The sequence below is a fragment of the Nostoc foliaceum FACHB-393 genome (genome assembly GCF_014698505.1).
Classification (GTDB): domain Bacteria; phylum Cyanobacteriota; class Cyanobacteriia; order Cyanobacteriales; family Nostocaceae; genus Nostoc; species Nostoc foliaceum_A.
On sequence record NZ_JACJTD010000065.1, the window covers coordinates 1 to 18,062 of the forward strand.

At 42.3% G+C, this 18,062-nt stretch carries 12 protein-coding genes; 7 read left to right on the forward strand and 5 right to left on the reverse strand.

Going from position 1 to position 18,062, the window contains the following annotated elements:
- Positions 1-319 precede the first annotated feature (319 nt).
- The 3 genes from glyQ to H6G92_RS31575 all read left to right on the forward strand — a co-directional run bounded on the left by glyQ (position 320) and on the right by H6G92_RS31575 (position 6,074).
- Entirely contained in the window at positions 320-1,219 is a 900-nt protein-coding gene (gene glyQ, locus H6G92_RS31565) for a glycine--tRNA ligase subunit alpha (protein ID WP_190899888.1), read from the forward strand.
- 447 nt (positions 1,220-1,666) lie between these two features.
- Positions 1,667-4,021: a ComEC/Rec2 family competence protein gene (locus H6G92_RS31570; RefSeq protein ID WP_190899846.1), complete on the forward strand. Its 2,355-nt coding sequence runs from the start codon at positions 1,667-1,669 to the stop codon at positions 4,019-4,021.
- A gap of 379 nt (positions 4,022-4,400) precedes the next feature.
- Positions 4,401-6,074 (forward strand): alpha-amylase family glycosyl hydrolase, encoded by a 1,674-nt coding sequence (locus H6G92_RS31575; protein WP_190899848.1) that lies wholly within the window; start codon positions 4,401-4,403, stop codon positions 6,072-6,074.
- A 105-nt stretch (positions 6,075-6,179) separates the two neighbouring features.
- Here H6G92_RS31575 and H6G92_RS31580 read toward each other — a convergent pair whose 3' ends face one another.
- Entirely contained in the window at positions 6,180-9,788 is a 3,609-nt protein-coding gene (locus H6G92_RS31580; RefSeq protein WP_190899850.1) for a WD40 domain-containing protein, read from the reverse strand.
- 258 nt (positions 9,789-10,046) lie between these two features.
- Here H6G92_RS31580 and rpsO point away from each other — a divergent pair, with 258 nt between their 5' ends.
- The 3 genes from rpsO (at position 10,047) to aroF (ending at position 12,140) form a co-directional block, all read left to right on the forward strand.
- Positions 10,047-10,316: a 30S ribosomal protein S15 gene (gene rpsO / locus H6G92_RS31585; RefSeq protein ID WP_041565894.1), complete on the forward strand. Its 270-nt coding sequence runs from the start codon at positions 10,047-10,049 to the stop codon at positions 10,314-10,316.
- 11 nt (positions 10,317-10,327) lie between these two features.
- Positions 10,328-10,798, forward strand: a complete 471-nt coding sequence (locus H6G92_RS31590) for a PAM68 family protein (protein ID WP_190899852.1) — start codon at positions 10,328-10,330, stop codon at positions 10,796-10,798.
- A 283-nt stretch (positions 10,799-11,081) separates the two neighbouring features.
- Positions 11,082-12,140 (forward strand): 3-deoxy-7-phosphoheptulonate synthase, encoded by a 1,059-nt coding sequence (gene aroF / locus H6G92_RS31595; protein WP_190899854.1) that lies wholly within the window; start codon positions 11,082-11,084, stop codon positions 12,138-12,140.
- 346 nt (positions 12,141-12,486) lie between these two features.
- Here aroF and H6G92_RS31600 read toward each other — a convergent pair whose 3' ends face one another.
- Positions 12,487-12,738, reverse strand: coding sequence for a hypothetical protein (locus H6G92_RS31600; protein WP_190899856.1), 252 nt, complete (start codon positions 12,736-12,738; stop codon positions 12,487-12,489).
- 330 nt (positions 12,739-13,068) lie between these two features.
- Positions 13,069-14,331 (reverse strand): HhoA/HhoB/HtrA family serine endopeptidase, encoded by a 1,263-nt coding sequence (locus H6G92_RS31605; protein ID WP_190899858.1) that lies wholly within the window; start codon positions 14,329-14,331, stop codon positions 13,069-13,071.
- A 208-nt stretch (positions 14,332-14,539) separates the two neighbouring features.
- Between H6G92_RS31605 and H6G92_RS31610 the strand changes: the two genes are divergently transcribed.
- A complete protein-coding gene (locus H6G92_RS31610; protein ID WP_190899859.1) occupies positions 14,540-15,436 on the forward strand; it encodes an ATP adenylyltransferase family protein in 897 nt (298 codons plus the stop codon).
- A 91-nt stretch (positions 15,437-15,527) separates the two neighbouring features.
- On the opposite strand, the gene H6G92_RS31615 is transcribed toward H6G92_RS31610, so the two are convergent.
- Positions 15,528-16,577 (reverse strand): D-alanine--D-alanine ligase family protein, encoded by a 1,050-nt coding sequence (locus H6G92_RS31615; protein ID WP_190899861.1) that lies wholly within the window; start codon positions 16,575-16,577, stop codon positions 15,528-15,530.
- A 39-nt stretch (positions 16,578-16,616) separates the two neighbouring features.
- Entirely contained in the window at positions 16,617-18,014 is a 1,398-nt protein-coding gene (locus H6G92_RS31620) for an ATP-grasp domain-containing protein (RefSeq protein ID WP_190899862.1), read from the reverse strand.
- Positions 18,015-18,062: the final 48 nt, after the last annotated feature.

An 18,062-nucleotide genomic window follows, 5' to 3' on the forward strand; every position in this document is an offset into this window, starting at 1 on the left:
TTTGATGTGGAAAGCTTTATTAGCTCATTTAGCTGCTCTTTTTTAACTTCAGCTTAGTTATCTTTATTTTCTTGACGCAGACCACTTGCTGTATAGTGGCTTTCAAACTATAATATTTTCAAGGTTCGGTTCACCTGATGACGTCGCGTTTTCGCTCTCCGCTTCAGGCACTTATTCAATATAGCGAACCCAACTCTTTGTGTCAACTATTTTTTCCAATTTATTTTGGATGGCTTCTGTGTCACCATGAAACTCCCCATAGTGCCGGGTTCTAGGCAACAATGGTTTATGCACTGTGCCAACTCAGGAAGGGGGAAGCGTGAATTTTCAGTCGGTTATAGCTTTATTGCATCAGTTCTGGGGCGATCGCGGTTGTCTGATTGCCCAGCCCTACGATATTGAGAAGGGGGCAGGTACTAAGAATCCCCAAACATTTTTAAGAGCATTGGGGCCGGAACCGTGGGCTGTTGCATATGTTGAACCGTGTCGTCGCCCAACGGATGGACGGTACGGCGAAAACCCTAACCGCTTTCAACACTATTATCAGTACCAAGTTCTGATTAAGCCGTCGCCGGATAATATCCAGGAAATATATCTTGATTCATTAAGGGTTTTAGGTATTCGTCCTGAAGACCACGATATTCGCTTTGTAGAGGATAACTGGGAAGATGCGACTGTAGGAGCTTGGGGTACTGGGTGGGAAGTATGGTTAGATGGGATGGAAATTACTCAATTTACCTACTTTCAACAGTGTGGGGGAATCGATTGCCGCCCTGTGTCGATTGAGATTACATACGGGTTAGAGCGATTGGTGATGTATCTCCAAGAAGTTGAGGCAATTACTAAGATTCATTGGACGGACAACATTACTTATGGTGATGTTTACCTCCAGGCAGAGATTGAGCAGTGTACCTACAACTTTGAAGCGTCAAATCCTGAGTTGCTACTGACACTATTTAATTTGTATGAGCAGGAAGCTACCCAATTGACGGAGCGAGGATTGGTCTTGCCTAGCTTAGATTATGTAATGAAGTGTTCGCATACGTTTAATCTGCTGGATGCTAGAGGTGTGATTTCGGTGACAGAGAGAACTCGCTATATTGCCAGGATTCGGCATTTAGCGAGAAAAGTAGCTTATTTATATGTTGAGCAAAGGGAGAAGCTGGGTTTTCCGTTGCTCAAAGATACTGTAAGGTCAACAGAAAGCCCGACATCCTAAAGGGTACAGCTACACGAACTCTCGTCCGTTAGGAACAATTGCATATTTGGTCAGCGTAGCACTTTGTGTTCTGTTTCTCCACGCTGCGCTGGGGTTTCAGCTAAGTATTTCCTTATGATGTGGCTATAGCTAAAAGTCAGAAATACCGTTAAATCTTGAGTCTAGAACATTAAGGCTATGAGAAAAAGGCCCGCATAGGCGGGCTTTGTTTGTATCAACTTGATGGACTATACTTCTCCACAAGCATCAAAAATTTTCGGTGTTGCTGATTAAAGAGATGAAAAGCTCACGCAGAGGCAGTCCAAACGCAGATAATAAGAGTTTGGAATATTTGATTTTTCAATTTCATAGCCAAATTCAGCAACGGCGCTTTTTCTCTATTGCTGCCCTAGCTATTCTTAAGTTAGCTGCAAATTCGGGTTGTCAGGTGCTTTTACAAAAAATTTTATGATTCAAAGCAGTGGTGTAATTATTTGTCTTGGCTACATTTTTGGGTTACTGTTTACAGCAGTTCCTTGGGGTGGCGTGTGGATTTTGGCTTTGGGGATAGTGGGAGCAATTCTTTTTAGAAGACGCACCACTTTACGCCAACCTGCTCAAAAGCCAGAAAATGCTGGAAGCAAAAATAAAGCAGTGCCTAATATCTGGCAAACTACTCCTCATGCTCGAATATGGCTAGTTGCTGGTTTAGTGGGATTATTGGCAACTTTATATTTTCAATGGCGAGTGCCGCAACCAGGTGTAAAAGATATTAGTCAGTTCGTCCCGCCTGGAAATAGCAGTAATCAAGAACAACTAGTAATTATTCGTGGCGTAGTGGCGAGTAATCCCCGCTTAACCCGCAGTCAGCGTGGACAATTTTGGCTGGAAGCAACTCAGCTAGATGAAGTCAAAAATGATAAAGGTTCAGCAGGTGTCCCAAAAGGGGTTACAGGCAAATTGTATGTGACAGTGCCTATACTTCAGGCGACTGGCTTATACCCTAGTCAACAAATTGCGGTGACTGGAATTTTGTACAAACCAAAGGCGGCTTCCAATCCGGGAGGTTTCGACTTTCAGAAGTTTCTTAAGCAAGAAGGAACATTTGCTGGTTTGATGGGGCGACAAATAAATGTTTTAGAGCAAGAACGGAAATGGGGATGGTGGCAAATTCGGGAGCGAATTGTGCGATCGCAAGTTCGTTGGTTGGGTATCCCAGAAGGGCCTCTTGTCAGTGCAATGGTTTTAGGTAGCAAAGCAGTTGATTTACCCTACGATATCCGCGACTTGTTTGTACAAGCAGGATTAGCTCATGCTTTAGCAGCTTCTGGATTTCAAACTTCCTTAATTTTGAGTGTGATATTACAGTTAACAAGGCGAACAAAAAAAGGAACGCAATTCACCCTTGGCTTTTTGGCTCTAATCATTTTTCTGAGTTTAACAGGTTTTCAACCTGCGGTTCTCAGAGCCGTAATTATGGGTTTTGCGGCATTAGTTGGATTGCTATTAAAAAGAAAACTAAAACAGTTCGGCTCATTACTATTAGCAGCAACTTTATTATTGGTGTTTAATCCTTTATGGATTTGGGATTTAGGCTTTCAATTGAGTTTTTTAGCAACACTAGGATTAATAGTAACAGTACCCGCATTAGTCAATCGCCTAGCATGGTTACCACCTGCGATCGCTGCTTTGATTGCTGTTCCCCTAGCTGCCACTATTTGGACTTTACCTGTGCAACTTTCTGTCTTTGGGGTTGTACCATCTTATAGTTTGTTGCTGAATGTGATTAGTACTCCATTAATTTCGATCATTAGTATAGGTGGAATCATTAGTGCCTTAGTAGGTTTAATTTGGACTCAGGCAGGAAGCTTTTTAGCTGCGGTATTGCATTACCCGACTGATTGGCTAATTAAACTAGTAGAATTTTTTAGCAAATTGCCAGGAAACTCTGTTGCTGTAGGCAGCATATCTACTTGGCAGCTTCTGACACTTTATTTACTGATTATACTAGTTTGGCTAGTCCCTTGCTGGCAGCGGCGGTGGTGGTTTGCTAATGTAATTGCGATTGGTTTAGTATTCATTCCCTTGTGGCATTCTACAAATACATTATTTAGGATAACGGTATTAGAATCTGGTACGGAACCAATTATAGTTGTTCAAGATAGAGGGACAGTAACTGTAATTAATAGTGGCGATGAAGGAACAGGACGTTTCACAATTCTCCCGTTTTTGCAACAGCAGGGTGTAAATCAAATCAATTGGGCGATCGCAACTGATTTTCAAGGCAATGACAGTAATGCTTGGTTGGAATTACTGCAACACTTACCAATAAAAAATTTTTATGAATATTCCCCCCAACCAGAAAATTCTATTGCAAGTCAGGCAATTCAACAAGAATTACAAAAATCTCAGGGATCTTACCAACCGCTGGCAGTTGGTCAAGCTGTGAAAACGGATTCAATAGTGGCACAATTAATCAATGATCAATTACCCATCTTACAATTGCAAATTTTAGATCAGAATTGGTTATTAGTAGGTAATATTAAGTCTAAAGAGGTACAGCAACTAGTTAAAAGTGGAAGTTTGCCTCGCCCACAAGTGTTATGGTGTGCCCCTCAGTCATTAAAAGATTTAGTTATTGCTTTGCAACCACAAGTGGCGATCGCATCTTCTGCCAACTTTGACACAAAAGCTTTATCTGAATTGAATCAAAGCCAAACTAAACTATTTTTTACAGGACGAGATGGGGCTATTCAATGGACGCCTAACGGTCAGTTTGAGGCATTTATTGAAGCTACAGAAAATAAGTCTTCTGTCTTATAAAAAACTCAAAATTAGGTAAATTTAAAGCATAACTTTTTAAGGAAGACTAACTAAAGATAGATGTATGGTCATCCGGAAGTAAGTATCCTTTTTAATAAATTGCAAACTACTATATAACCGTAGTCAGCAAGGATGCTTATTCGTAAATTCACTTGTCCAGCACAAGTTACTAATAATCCTTTTAAGTTGCACTATTGATATTTTGTAGAAAGCAATTATTGGTAGCAAGTTTGTGTTTTTCCAATGGATAAAGAGCATTTTTAGAGATGAAAAAACTAATGCGAATTATTCAAAATAACGCGTAATTTTTGAGTTAATGTTTGTATTGTTATACCTGCTTATTTGGTCTACCCACAAGAAGATATAAAAAAAGATGGAAATGGGAAGTTTAATTGAATTTACATTATTTGCTCCTCGTAACAAAGGAGCAGCTTTAATTGGATCTTTTTCTGAGTGGAAAGAAATCCCAATGGTAAAAAGTGAAGATGGTTATTTCCGCACTCAAGTAAAACTAGAAGATGGAGTTTATCAATATAAATTTCGTATTCAAAGCAAAAGCCCGAATTTTGCACTTGATGAATGGGTAGACGTTATTGACCCTAAAGCAACAGATGTTAATGAAGCAGAAAAATCCAGCATAGTGCGGATTAAAGATGGGCAACGCATTATTGATACTTATGTTTGGCAATATGACGAAAAACCTTTGCCTGAGAATCGTGAATTAGTCATATATGAAATGCATGTTGCAGATTTTACTGGTGATGAGGTTGGACTTGACAAACGAGGTAAATATTTAGGGGTAATTGCCAAGTTAGATTATCTAGTTGAATTGGGAGTTAATGCAATTGAATTAATGCCAGTTAATGAGTACCCTGGTAATTATAGCTGGGGCTATAAAGTGCGCCACTTTTTTGCTACAGAATCTAGTTACGGTTCAACAGAAGATTTAAAGCGATTAATAGATGAGTGTCATGGTAGAGGCATTCGCGTTTTTATGGATGGAATTTATAACCACACAGATGAAAAATGTCCGTTAATGCTGATTGACCGGAATTACTGGTATTACGAACACATGCATTATCCTGAAGATCCAGATAATTACTGGGGGCCAGAGTTTAACTATGATAATTATGATGAAAAATTAGATGTTAAACCTGCATGGAAATACGTCGGGGATGTGGTGCAATTTTGGATTCAGGAGTATCACATTGATGGAATTCGCTTTGATGCAGTGCGCCAGTTAGCTAACTTTGAATTTCTCGGCTGGCTGGCGAAGCAAGGGAAAAATCATGCTGCACCCAAGCAGTTTTACAATATTGCTGAACATATTCCCGATACAAACACTGTAGTCAGGCCAGATGGGCCATTAGATGCTTGTTGGCATGAGAGTTTTCGGTACTTTATAGTTCCATATATTTCTGGAGAAACATTTGAATTAAAACAACTAAAGCAAATTTTAGATCCTAGACAGCAGGGTTATGCAACTACCACCAATGTGATAAATTATTTGGCAACCCATGATCGCGAACGTTTATTGCGAGAATTAGGCGATCGCGGTATCTTTGACGCAGAGGCATTTAAGCGAGCGAAGTTAGCAGTCGTTCTCTTAATGACAGCAATGGGTATACCAATGCTGTGGATGGGAGAGGAGTTTGGCGAATACCAGCAAAAAAGCGAAGATGTAACTAAGCCACAGAAAATTAATTGGTCTTTGTTGTCAAGCGACCAGAATCATAATTTATTTGAGTATTATCAAAAACTCATTGCTCTACGCAAGCAGAATTTAGGTTTGCAAAGTGATAATATCGAGTTTTTCTACGAAAATGCCGATGATAAAGTGTTAGCTTACACTCGCTGGGATGAGCAAAATTCTCGTGTGGTTGTCGTGGCAAATTTTTCCAACCAGAATTTAAATAAATATAAAATTTCAGGCTTCCCATCCGCTGAATACTGGCGAGATTGGATCACGAATTCAAAGGTAGAAGTTGGAGAAGATGGTTTATTCACTGACTTGCCAAGCTATACAGCCAAGTTATTTGTTGAGCAGTTGTAGTCTGTGAAGAAATGATTGATAGTTAGGGATTGTTTATTATTTGCGTTTTAGCCCAAACTACAAACCTATAATTATTTTTCTTTTCTCAAAATAACAGAAGCCAGGTTAATTGCAAATAATGCGATCGCTCTCCTCCACTGCTGTGTTAGTTTTCAAATAATCTTGCACCAGGGCGCAACCATAAGCCAGTGCATCTAAGTTGAGAATTCGCGGCAAATTCCACAGAATCAATGTGTTGTCATCACCTCCTGAGACAAGGATTGTCCCGTCGCGGCTGATAGCAATCTCCCTAATGGCTGCGGTATGTCCTCTCAGAGTAGTTAATTCTGTACCATCTATTTTCCAAAGTTTGACGGTAGAATCCACGCTACCAGAAGCAACTATTTTTCCGTCGGGACTAAATGCGACTCCCCAAATTGCAGCTGTATGACCTTTAAAAGTTTTCAGCAGCTTGCCTCCAAGTGTCCATAACTTAACAGTATTGTCGCCACTTCCAGTAGCGACCATTTTAGTGTCTTGGCTAAAGGCTAATCTCCAGACTGTCGCCGAATTTCCTACTAGGGTTTTGAACAACTTGCCATCAAGCGTCCATAATTTAGCAGTACTATCGCCACTGACTGAACCAATCAGCCGACCGTCTGGACTAAATACAACGTGCCACACTTCCGCCTGATGTCCTTTGAGAATCTGCGGTGCAGAGCGATTGCGATTCCATATCTGAGCAATTTTGTCAACATTTGACATTGCGATCGCTTGCCCATCAGGACTCAATACTGCTGCTAAGAGTTTACCGAGAGGATCTTTGTAAGTAGCGACCAAAGTACCGTCTCGCTTCTTGAGCTTTATCGTATCATCGGAAGTGCGAAGCGCAATTAACTTGCCATCTTCACTGAATGAAACCTCAAAGATTGCGCCCCCAGATTCAGTGAAAGTTTTGAGCAATTTACCTTGGCGATTCCAAAGTTTAGCAGTATTTTCGTGGCTAGCTGTGGCGATCGCCGAACTGTCTGCGGTGATAGCTATTGACCAGATCCCAGCTTTATGAGCAATGATAGACTTTTGGAATGGGTTCTGACTTTGCCAGAGTCTAACAACGTTTTCTGCACCCGCCGAAGCAATAAAGCTGCCATCTTTGCTAAAAGTCACTCCCCAAACAGACGCGCTGTGTCCTTTCAGTGTCCTCAGTTCTGTACCATCAATGTTCCAAAGTTTAATTGTTTTGTCGAGGCTGGCGGTGGCAATAGTCTGACCATCAGGACTAAAGGCGACTCCCCAAATCCCGGCGCTGTGACCTTTAAGAGTTTTATTAAGGCGGTAGCTTCCACCTGAGCTGTTTTGCTGCCAAAGTTTGACAGTCGCATCTTCACTCGCTGAAGCAATGGTCTGGCCGTCAGGGCTGAAAGCTACTCCTACAACCCAACCTTTATGACCTTGGAGAGGTTTTAGAGGCTTGGCATTTTGCCAGCCAGAACCATCCCGTTTCCAGAGTTTTACTGTCTTGTCTAGATTTGCAGCAGCAACTATTTGACCATCAGGACTCCATGCAACTCCCCAAAATCCTACTGTGTCACCTTGTTGAAATGTTTTGAGCAAAGTGCCGTTTCGCTTCCAGAGTTTAACACTTCTATCGAAACTGGCAGAGGCAAGGAACTGACCATCGGGACTCCATGCAACTCCCCAGACAGAAGCAGTATGGCCTTTGAAAGTGTTTAACAAAGTGCCATCTAGTTTCCAGAGTTTAATAGTGCCATCTTCGCTCGCCGAGGCGAGTAGCTGGCCATCAGAGCTAAAATCGATTGCTCTAACTGCTGCCTGATGACCTTTGAGAGTTGCAACTTCTGTACCATCACGTCGCCAAAGCTTGATTGTTTTATCTATACTTGCTGAGGCAATCAGAGAACTATCAGGGCTGATATCTACTGCTAAAACAGCTGCTGTATGACCCGAAAAACGATTGTACTCGTCTGCTCCATAAACTGCTTGGCGTAATACATTGTCTACCTGACGCTGAATATTTGTGTTTGGTTTAGCTAGTTTTTGTAGTTTATGTTTAGCTTTAATAGCTTCTATGAGCGCATCCAATCGGCGATTTGAGGCAAATAATCCCTCAGAAGAGGATACAAGCGCTCGAATTTCGCTGCTTCTAGCTTGACTTTCACTTTTGAGAGCTTTGCGGTACAAGATGAAACTTCCTATCCCTAAACAGCAAGAGATGAGCAACCCAATAAATACTGCAATTAACAAAAATCTTTGCAGTTTAGCAGTTTTTTTCTCTTGTTCTAGTCGCGCTTCTACCTCTTTGGCCCGGGCTGCCTCCAATGCTGTTTGCACTTCACGTCGTTCGTATTCAATACTTGCAGCTAAAAATTTATAATCCAAATCGCTCAGACTTTTGCCCTGCGCCCAATTTTGAGTATCTTTTAGAGCCTGTCCTCGCAAAAGGCGCGATTCATCTTTAAAGGAAGAGGCTACCCAAGAATTGAATGTTTGCGAGTAAGGGCGGAGATTGTCTAAGTGCTTGATTACCCATTCAGCATTGAAAACATTCCGATAGATGGGATTTTTAATTTTGAGATAGCCTTTGTGTTTCTCGACTAAACCAGATAACAACAGTTCTGCCTGTTCTTGACTATCATCGATCGGGACAAGAAGATCAGAAAATGAAGTATAAACTGTATCTTTTTTCTGTCCCCTGCCCCCTGTCCCCTGCTCCCCTGCTTCTTCTGCTTGCAACACTCGTTGGTAAAGCCCTAGTAATCTTCCGGTTCGGTGTTCGTTAAAAAGTAGGCGATCGCGAATTGTGCGGAGGTGTTCGGGATCGTCTTTGGCTTCCCAGTGTTGAATAATCTGTGATCGCACAAATTTTTCTACCCAAGATGTTTCAGTTTCTAGCGATAAATCAATTTTTCTATTAGATGTTTTTAAAGCTGTGTGGACAATTAACTGACAGAGCTTTTGGGTAAGAAATGGTTGTCCCCCTGTCCAATAAATAATCTCTTGAAGTACTGCTTTCGGTTGAGTTATAACTTCCTCTAATCCCTTTAGCAATGGCGTGGCTTCATGGAGTTGAAAGCCGTGTAAATCTATCGCTGTACCAATGTTAAAAGGGGTGCGACGTTTGTCAGAAATTAGGTCAGATGGACTAGCTACCCCAAACAGCGCAAATCCTAAGCGTTGAAAATTCGGGTCATGTGCCTGCTGATTATAGCAATGACGAATCCAGGCAAAAAAGTCACTGACAGGAAAACTTAAACTTAACAAACTGTCAATCTCATCAATGAAGATGAAAATACGTTCGGCTTTGGGGTTTGGCAGAGATTCGCTTTGAACATTTGGCAGCAACACTTCTTCTACGAACTGGTGTAGTTTTTGCACTGAGGAAAGACCTGTTTGCATCTCCCACCATTGCTTAAATTTGACTTTTCCCACCAGATTTAAGCCGTAGAACAAGCTGATAATAACACCTTTGTACCATTGTTCCGGTGTAGTATCCTCGCTACCCAATGTGGTCACATCCAAGTAAACACAGCTATAGCCTTCTTGTCTGAGACGATAACTTGTGCGCTGTAGTAGGGATGATTTGCCCATCTGGCGAGAATTGAAAACGTAACAAAAATCACCAGCCTTCAGGCTTGTATAAAGTTTTTCGTCTGCCTGACGGATAACGTATGCGGGATCGTCACTGCGGAGACTACCCCCTACCTGGTATCTCATATTGAAGTGTGATTATCAAACAAAGACATTAACACAACGATTAGCAATTTGTAGATAGTTTGATAAGAATGTTGTATATCCGAATACGATTCAGTACCGCGTCTACTATCTAGAGGATACCGGAGTCTGGCTTTTGACTTACTGAGTCTCTTAAAATGCAAGGCGTAGCAGCAAAGATGATTCCACATCCAGCTTGATGGCTGTGATATTATGGGAGACTGCTACATACATTTAGAAAAACTAGAAATTGAATCGATCATGGCTCTGACGCAACTGCGGAAACAAGAAATAATTTCCAACTACCAAGTACACGAAACCGACACTGGTTCGGCCGATGTCCAAGTTGCCATGCTAACTGAGCGCATTAACCGCCTCAGTGAACATCTCCAGGCAAACAAAAAAGACCATTCTTCCCGGCGGGGACTATTGAAGCTAATTGGTCAGCGCAAGCGTCTTCTAGCTTATATATCGCAGGAAAGCCGGGAAAAATATCAAGCTTTGATTGCTCGCCTTGGTATTCGTGGATAGGATTACCGCTTATGTCTGCTGAAGAATCTGAACGCAGTCGCTTGCCCTTTGAACCGAAAAAAAAGCGCCAAAAACCCGCAAAAACTCAAAGTAAACCAGCAGCACAGCCACAAGAATCTAGCAAACAGGCTGATAGAAAACGGCCTTACACCAAACAAGAGATGGCTATTCCCCAAGTAGTCAGCCAGCGGATGATCCGACGGGTAGCTGGATTCTGTGGTGTACCAACAGCTTTGGGCATTAGCGCCTTGGTTGTTAGCTATCTGCTTGCTACCTACTCCAACATCCAACTACCTCCCATCGCCGTGTTATTGGTGAATATGGGATTATTTGGTTTGGGGGTCTTAGGGATAACTTATGGCGTTCTTTCTGCCTCTTGGGATGAAGAAAGAGTCGGAAGTTTGTTAGGTTTGGGTGAGTTCAACACCAATTGGGGACGAATGGTGGCAGTTTGGCGCGAAACTCGACAAAAAAACTCATAATGAACGGCGCTCAGGTATTTAGATAACTGCGGTATCGGGTAAATAAAGAAGTGAATGTTGAAGTTGAAATTTTATAACTTCAACATTGCTAATTAAAAATATATAAACTTTTTTATACCTTATATCCAGTTATTTAGTAGTAAAACTACTGACTGAGCGCTATATTTTGTCTGTTTATTTTGTAAATAAATTTTATTTTTAACTACTCGTAATTAGGGCAATAGGCAACAATAAAGTTAGCCTATTTACAAAAAATTTTTCTCAATTAATCAGGAACTTTCACATGATTATAGTAATGAAAAGTGGTTCCCCAGAAGCGGAAATAAACCGCATTGATGAGGAACTAAGTAGCTGGGGGCTAACTCCAGAAAAAATTGTTGGTCAACACAAAGTAGTCATTGGTCTAGTAGGTGAAACTGCCAGCTTAGATCCACTACAAATTCAGGAACTTAGTCCCTGGATTGAGCAGGTGTTGCGGGTAGAGCAGCCTTATAAACGAGCCAGCCGCCAGTACCGCCACGGCGAAGCTTCGGAAGTGGTGGTGAATACTCCCGATGGAGCGGTAATATTTGGTGAACACCATCCTTTAGTAGTCGTTGCCGGCCCTTGCTCCGTAGAAAATGAAGAAATGATTGTGGAGACGGCGCAGCGCGTCAAGGCAGCTGGAGCCAAGTTCTTGCGCGGCGGGGCATACAAACCCCGGACTTCACCTTACGCCTTCCAAGGACACGGCGAGAGTGCTTTGGATTTATTAGCGAGGGCGCGGGAAGTCAGCGGACTAGGCATTATTACAGAAGTGATGGATGCTGCTGACCTAGATAAAATTGCTGAAATTGCTGATGTAATCCAGGTGGGAGCAAGGAATATGCAGAATTTCTCCTTGCTCAAAAAAGTGGGAGCACAGCCAAAACCAGTTCTATTGAAGCGGGGAATGGCGGCGACTATTGAAGATTGGTTGATGGCAGCGGAGTATATTCTGGCATCTGGCAATCCCAATGTAATCTTGTGTGAAAGGGGAATACGCACCTTTGACCGTCAGTATACGCGAAATACGCTGGATTTATCGGTAGTGCCAGTGTTACGAAAGCTGACTCACCTGCCAATTATGATTGACCCCAGCCACGGCGTAGGTTGGTCTGAGTTTGTGCCTTCAATGGCAATGGCTGCGATCGCAGCTGGTACAGATTCCCTGATGATAGAGGTTCACCCCAACCCTGCCAAAGCCTTATCTGATGGGCCGCAATCTCTGACACCAGACCGTTTCGATAACTTGATGCAAGAATTAGCAGTAATTGGTAAGGCGGTGGGACGCTGGCAGCAACCAGCAGTCGCTCTAGCTTAAAATTCAGTTGCAACTTCTTGCTAGGCATAAATAAATTCAAGCTAGGCATAAATAAATTCAAGTTTGTAGTGAGTTAGCGCGGTCTTGGGGGTTTCCCCCATCAGCGACTAACGAACCCGAAGGGTCAGGACTTTAGTCCTGATAAATCTGAATAAGCGATAAATTGCTCACTACAAACTAGGATTTTTTCGTATGTTTAATTATGTCTACCTATTTATTGTAAACACGAAATAATGCCCCTTTAGAATATTTCTAAAGGGGATTTTTAAACTCCAACTAAAACTATGAAAAAAGAACTCTGCAATCAATATTGATGGGCAATAATTTTTTGCAGTTATAGGTCTTTTTATCTATATACATAGCGAGCAGGTATCCACTGACGACCACGATTTGTTTGCACCCAACGTCCAGGAACCAATATTCTCCTTCTCGCTTGAACAGGGGTATAAACCCTAACTGGCGATGGTTTTTTGATTATTCTAACTGGAACAGGTCGCCTAACTGGCCTTCTGATATGAGCATCAGCTTGGGAAGGAATAAAGGTAACAGCAATTGGTAAAATCAGCGCTGCTGTAGCAAGCATTCTTTTAATACTCATTCGCAAACTTTCCTTCTATGATGTAGACCTCAAATAGATTAATTCTTAGCAAAATATTAATCTATTTGACAAATAAATAATAGGGTTGAAAAGAACTAGAAACTAGTGAAAAAGGTAATTAGTTAAACCGTGACTAATGTCATAGATAAAAATATCAAAATGACTCTATTCTTGAAGAAAAGTATTTTTACAGGGAGATACTGTTAATACCGAAAACTTCGATTCTGATGTTTGTGACAGTGCCTACCTTATATTTGCCACCTGAAAAAAAGGGACGGGTAAAATACCTATCCCAGAAAATTCACTTTTATGCAATTGATAGGAAAATTTTTATTGCACTTGTGTGGGAAAAGCACCAGGTTGCACAGCTATGTTAAGATTCTGGCCATTGCGACGTAATTCCATACGTAAATCGCCCCCAACTTGGCTATTTTCTACTGCCTTTTGGACGCTGCTGGCATCTGTGACTGATTGCCCGCCAAGCTTTTGGATAACATCACCAGCACGTATCCCTGCTTTAGCAGCTGGTGAATTTGGCACAACTTTCACAACCAATACACCTTTATCTTCATTCACATTCAAACCGCTATTAGGATCTGAGTTGATATTTTGTTTTAGCTGAGGTGTTAACCCCACCATCTGAATTCCCAGGTAAGGATGTTCTACTTTGCCTGTAGCTATAAGTTGGCTGGAAATGCGTTGTACTGTGTTGATGGGAATAGCAAAGCCTAATCCTTGTGCCCCTTGGATAATGGCTGTATTCATAGCAATTACCTCGCCACGAGAATTTAGCAGGGGCCCACCGGAGTTACCGGGATTAATTGCTGCGTCGGTTTGAATATACTCTACTCGCCTATCGGGAGCACCGATTTGATTGCTACTGCGTCCAGTAGCACTGATGATTCCGGTAGTTACTGTATTATCTAGTCCAAGGGGGTTGCCGATCGCGATCGCCCATTCTCCCGGTTGCAGTTGATCTGAGTTACCCAAGGCCACTGAAGGTAGATTCTGTGCCTGAACCTTGATAACAGCGACATCAGTTAATTCATCTTTTCCTAACACCTTACCTTGCAAGGTGCGCCCATCCTTGAGTGTCACTGTCACCGTATCAGCACCATCTACCACATGGGCGTTAGTGAGAATCCGACCATCGGCACTGATGATAAAACCTGAACCAGTACCCCGTTCTACCCTTTCTCCTGATTGTGGCAGTTGGGAACCAAAAAAGCGGCGAAAAAACGGATCGTTAAATTCATCTGGTATCCGGGTTCTTACCGTTCGGGAAGAGTTAATCCGCACTACTGCTGGCCCGACCTTTTGCACCACCTGTGTCACAAAGTTAGGATCTGTAGCGGCTAGTAATGGGGGAGCAGCATTGACTCGACTAACTGCCAAATTAGATGCACTCTCAGACACCTGCTGAGAATGTCCAGCTATATAGCCGCCTGCCAATGTCATACCTGATCCCAGAAGCACCAGCGATAGAGAGGCGGCAGCCTTTTTCCAGGGTGCTCGATTATGGTATTTGGCATCAGCGGTATTATGTAAAATGCTATTTGATGGGTGTTCTCTGTCGCGAGATTCGTTTTGCATTTGCTGTCTGGAAAAATATTTAGATGTATTACTAATGTAGATATGATTTATGACAGTTTTGTTGCAGACGTATTGCGTTGTTGTGAAAGGTTTGAGATTTTACTTATCGCATCCTACATTAACTGAACTGTATTGGAATATAGTCATTCGTAGGGGTGCACAAATGTGCGCCCAAATTGCGTGTTCTATCGATGTCTGAAGGAATAAAATGGCACAGGGTAAAATCTTACTTAAGCCTGGCACTTTATGGACAAGTGTCAAAGAACAGACTGAACATGCTTTACAATGTGGGGCACTGTTGTCAATCCCGACAGATTTTGAATTTGTTGAACAGGATAACGTGCGCTTTTTAGTGCGGATTTTGTCTAACTTGAATCGCAAAAAAGCAGCCAAGGAGAAACAGGAAAAACAATCTGCTACATCTGGTCAAGAGTTTAATCCTTTCTTGCCTTATGAAAAAGATTTATTTGTGGCGGATATCTCCGATACCCATGTATGTATTTTAAATAAATTCAATGTAGTTGATTATCACCTGTTAATCATCACCCGTGCTTTCGAGGAACAGGAAAGCTTACTCACCCTGGAAGATTTTACGGCTATGTGGGTATGTCTGGCTGATTTGGATGGTTTAGCATTTTACAACAGTGGCAAAACCGCAGGTGCTAGTCAGCGACACAAGCACTTGCAATTAGTTCCCTTACCACTTGCACTTTCAGGGCCGCAGGTTCCTATTGAACCTATACTAACAACAGCAAAATTTCAGGACTCAAACATCACTTTACCAGGACTTCCTTTTATACACGCTTTCGCCCCCCTAGATCCTCATTGGGCGCAGTCGCCATTAGCAGGGGCCCAAGCAACACTGGAAATTTATCGCACTTTGCGTCATGCTGTGGGTTTAGATGCAAGGGAATCTGGTGCTTACAATCTGCTAGCGACACGAGAATGGATGTTGATCGTACCGCGATCGCAGGAGCATTTTCAGTCTATCTCTGTGAATTCATTAGGATTCGCTGGTGCTTTGCTAGTGCGAAACGCAGCAGAAATGGAGGTTCTCAAAGCCCAAGGGCCGATGACCATTCTCAAGAATGTTGCTGTATCCTAGTTAAGTTAGTGCGATATCTGTCTTTAAAAGTCCTATTAAGCGATCGCTCACCTACCCGCTACAAGCAGAAAAACCTATGCCAAGAAATTCACTAGCAATTCTGCAATGCCTTTTTATTATTGCCCAACGTTTCATTGATAGCCGTCATTAATAACTCATTTAGAGGGATTCCTGCTGCTTTCGCCATAGAGGAAATCACGCTTTTGGGGGCAAAAGAACAATACAACCCAGCTTCTAAAAACCAAGGCTCACTCTTTGGGTCGATGCGGAAGTCAAATAAACTGTAGTGGCGACAACCCAAAGCTTGATGACACTTCTTAGCCACTTGCTGAACCTTTTGGGTAATCGGATCGTTAGGGTCTACAATCCAAGATTTGATATTATCTTTTGCGGCGAAATGCAAGTTGCCATCATCTGTTTGTTTTAGTTTATCAGCATAGCTGCGGATGGGTTTTTCGTGAGGATCTACCAGATACTCTTCAAGGGGTAAACCCACTAGCTCCCCGTCTTTGACAATAACGCCGCATCTGACTTCTCGACCGAGTTCGATGAATTCTTCTACGATGACCTCCGAACCATATTCAAATGCTTTCTTCAGAGCAGCGTCATAGTCAGTAGCGTCTTTGACTAAGGTCACCCCTAAAGAGTTGTCGGAACTTACGGGTTTGATAATTGCTGGAGGTGTAATTGTCGGAACGTCTTCTTGACGAAGTAGTTCTCCACGAGGCACTTTCACCCCTGCTGCTTCGACAATTGCTTTGGCTCTAGCTTTGTGCGCCGTTATTGCCATGACATCCGAAGTATTGCCTACGTAAGGGATCTGAAGCAAATCGAATAGGGCGCGGTAGTGAGTCATTCCAGGAATACAAAACATTTGTGGTAACACGAGGTCAATGTTTTGTTCTGTTAGAAACTTTATGGCATCGGACAGAGGAATTGGTTTGGTGACAGCAATATCTTCTCGACTGAGCGAGGGAGGAAATCGCCACTGGCGATCGGGTGTGATGTATGCAATCTGAAAGTTATAGCGCGATCGATCTACTGTTGCTGCCAGACAGTCTTGGGCGTAAAGGCGTGACAAATCACAGTAAAAATCATTGTATGCAGACCCAACTAAATGAAGGATACGAAGTACTGACATGATTCCTCTTCCTAACTTAATTACGAATTACAAATTCTTTTAATCGCCACCTAATTCAACTAGTTTGCCAATGTTGAAGTCTATTTTTACCCAGCCTTTGAGTTGTTGGAGATTCTTTAGTAACAGTAAGGGAATCTGCCAGTGATGCAAAGTAAAAAATGGCACTGGGTCATCAAGGCAGTAGATCGCATCAGTGCCTCGTACTAGGGTATTAAGCGATGTTTGCAATTGTTTCCAGGAACGGATACCAGTTAGTCGCCAGATTTCGTGATATATCCAGTAGGTGGGCTTGCTACTTGCTAGGGGTTCCAGAGGTGCATCTAGGGGAGTTTTACCAAAATAGGCGTTTGCAACACCAGGGTGATTGTAAAACATTGTGATTGCTGAATGCGTGCGGGGATTGCATTCAATAGCGTAAGCTGTACCGTCTTCAGCTTGGATAAAGTCGAAAGACACTTGTCCAGTCAATCCCAAACTTTTGACAAAGTGTTGCACCCATTCACGGATTTGGGGATTTTCGACATTTTCATAGTTAATCTGAAAGGCAGAAGAGTTTGAACAGCAATGTAATCTTAATTCCCCGTTCCGCACTGTACTATGAGTGCATAATTCTTTGCCAGGAATAAACTCTTGCATAATCCAAGGTTTTTCTGGACTTATGGGTAAACTGTTGACAAAAGCCGCTGTCTCTTCTGGAGTGTTACAAGGAAGTTTGGTTAAATCTAAGCGGCGAACGGAGTCGTAAGATATACTTTTAAGAATATATTTGCGGGTTTCTTGACTAAAATCAAAGTTAATAACTTGTTGAGGATCTGTGATTTTAAATGACTTGGGAACAGATAAACCAAGCGATCGCGCCTGATCAGTGAAGGCAAATTTATCATCCAACATCTTGGTTATATCTGCATCAAAATGGAAAACTTCGCAGTATTCTGATAATGCAGGCTTTGCTAAAGAGTCATAATAGCTAGCAACAGGGCTGCATACAGGTACGTAAACATCAACCTTTTCTTTCTTGACGATTTCTACTAGCGCCTGAATATAGCCTTCTGGATCTTCTTGTGGAGCAGGAACTGTATAAAAACGACTCACCGCCTTTGAGAATCTATGCCCAGACAACCAGTATTTGTGACCTTCAATCAAAATAACTCTATGTCCTGCTGCATGGAAAGAGCGGGCAAGTTGCAATGCTTTAGTCATCTTGGCTCCACTTACCAAGATAGTCTGAGGATGAGCAGCTACGACAGCTTTTTTCGTAAACGGCGATTTTACAATGCCCCACAGCAAAGATACCAACACTATAAAAGCATTGAGCGGCAAGGCTATTAGTAATAATGTCAAAGTACCGAGAGTCTTGAATAGAGCCACTATCTTTACCCTGACACCCGTTGAGGGCGTTGTAGATTGAGGCAGAGATAAGGAGATTGATTGTGCCATAAGTCTTTGAAAGTAGAAGGAGCAGGGGAGGCAGGGGAGGCAGGGGGA

Coding starts and splice junctions, on each gene's coding strand:
- H6G92_RS31570 (WP_190899846.1), top strand. CDS start 1,667: ATGATTCAAAGCAGTGGTGTAATTATTTGTCTTGGCTACATTTTTGGG.
- H6G92_RS31575 (WP_190899848.1), top strand. CDS start 4,401: ATGGGAAGTTTAATTGAATTTACATTATTTGCTCCTCGTAACAAAGGA.
- H6G92_RS31580 (WP_190899850.1), bottom strand. CDS start 9,788: ATGAGATACCAGGTAGGGGGTAGTCTCCGCAGTGACGATCCCGCATAC.
- rpsO (WP_041565894.1), top strand. CDS start 10,047: ATGGCTCTGACGCAACTGCGGAAACAAGAAATAATTTCCAACTACCAA.
- H6G92_RS31590 (WP_190899852.1), top strand. CDS start 10,328: ATGTCTGCTGAAGAATCTGAACGCAGTCGCTTGCCCTTTGAACCGAAA.
- aroF (WP_190899854.1), top strand. CDS start 11,082: ATGATTATAGTAATGAAAAGTGGTTCCCCAGAAGCGGAAATAAACCGC.
- H6G92_RS31600 (WP_190899856.1), bottom strand. CDS start 12,738: ATGAGTATTAAAAGAATGCTTGCTACAGCAGCGCTGATTTTACCAATT.
- H6G92_RS31605 (WP_190899858.1), bottom strand. CDS start 14,331: ATGCAAAACGAATCTCGCGACAGAGAACACCCATCAAATAGCATTTTA.
- H6G92_RS31610 (WP_190899859.1), top strand. CDS start 14,540: ATGGCACAGGGTAAAATCTTACTTAAGCCTGGCACTTTATGGACAAGT.
- H6G92_RS31615 (WP_190899861.1), bottom strand. CDS start 16,577: ATGTCAGTACTTCGTATCCTTCATTTAGTTGGGTCTGCATACAATGAT.
- H6G92_RS31620 (WP_190899862.1), bottom strand. CDS start 18,014: ATGGCACAATCAATCTCCTTATCTCTGCCTCAATCTACAACGCCCTCA.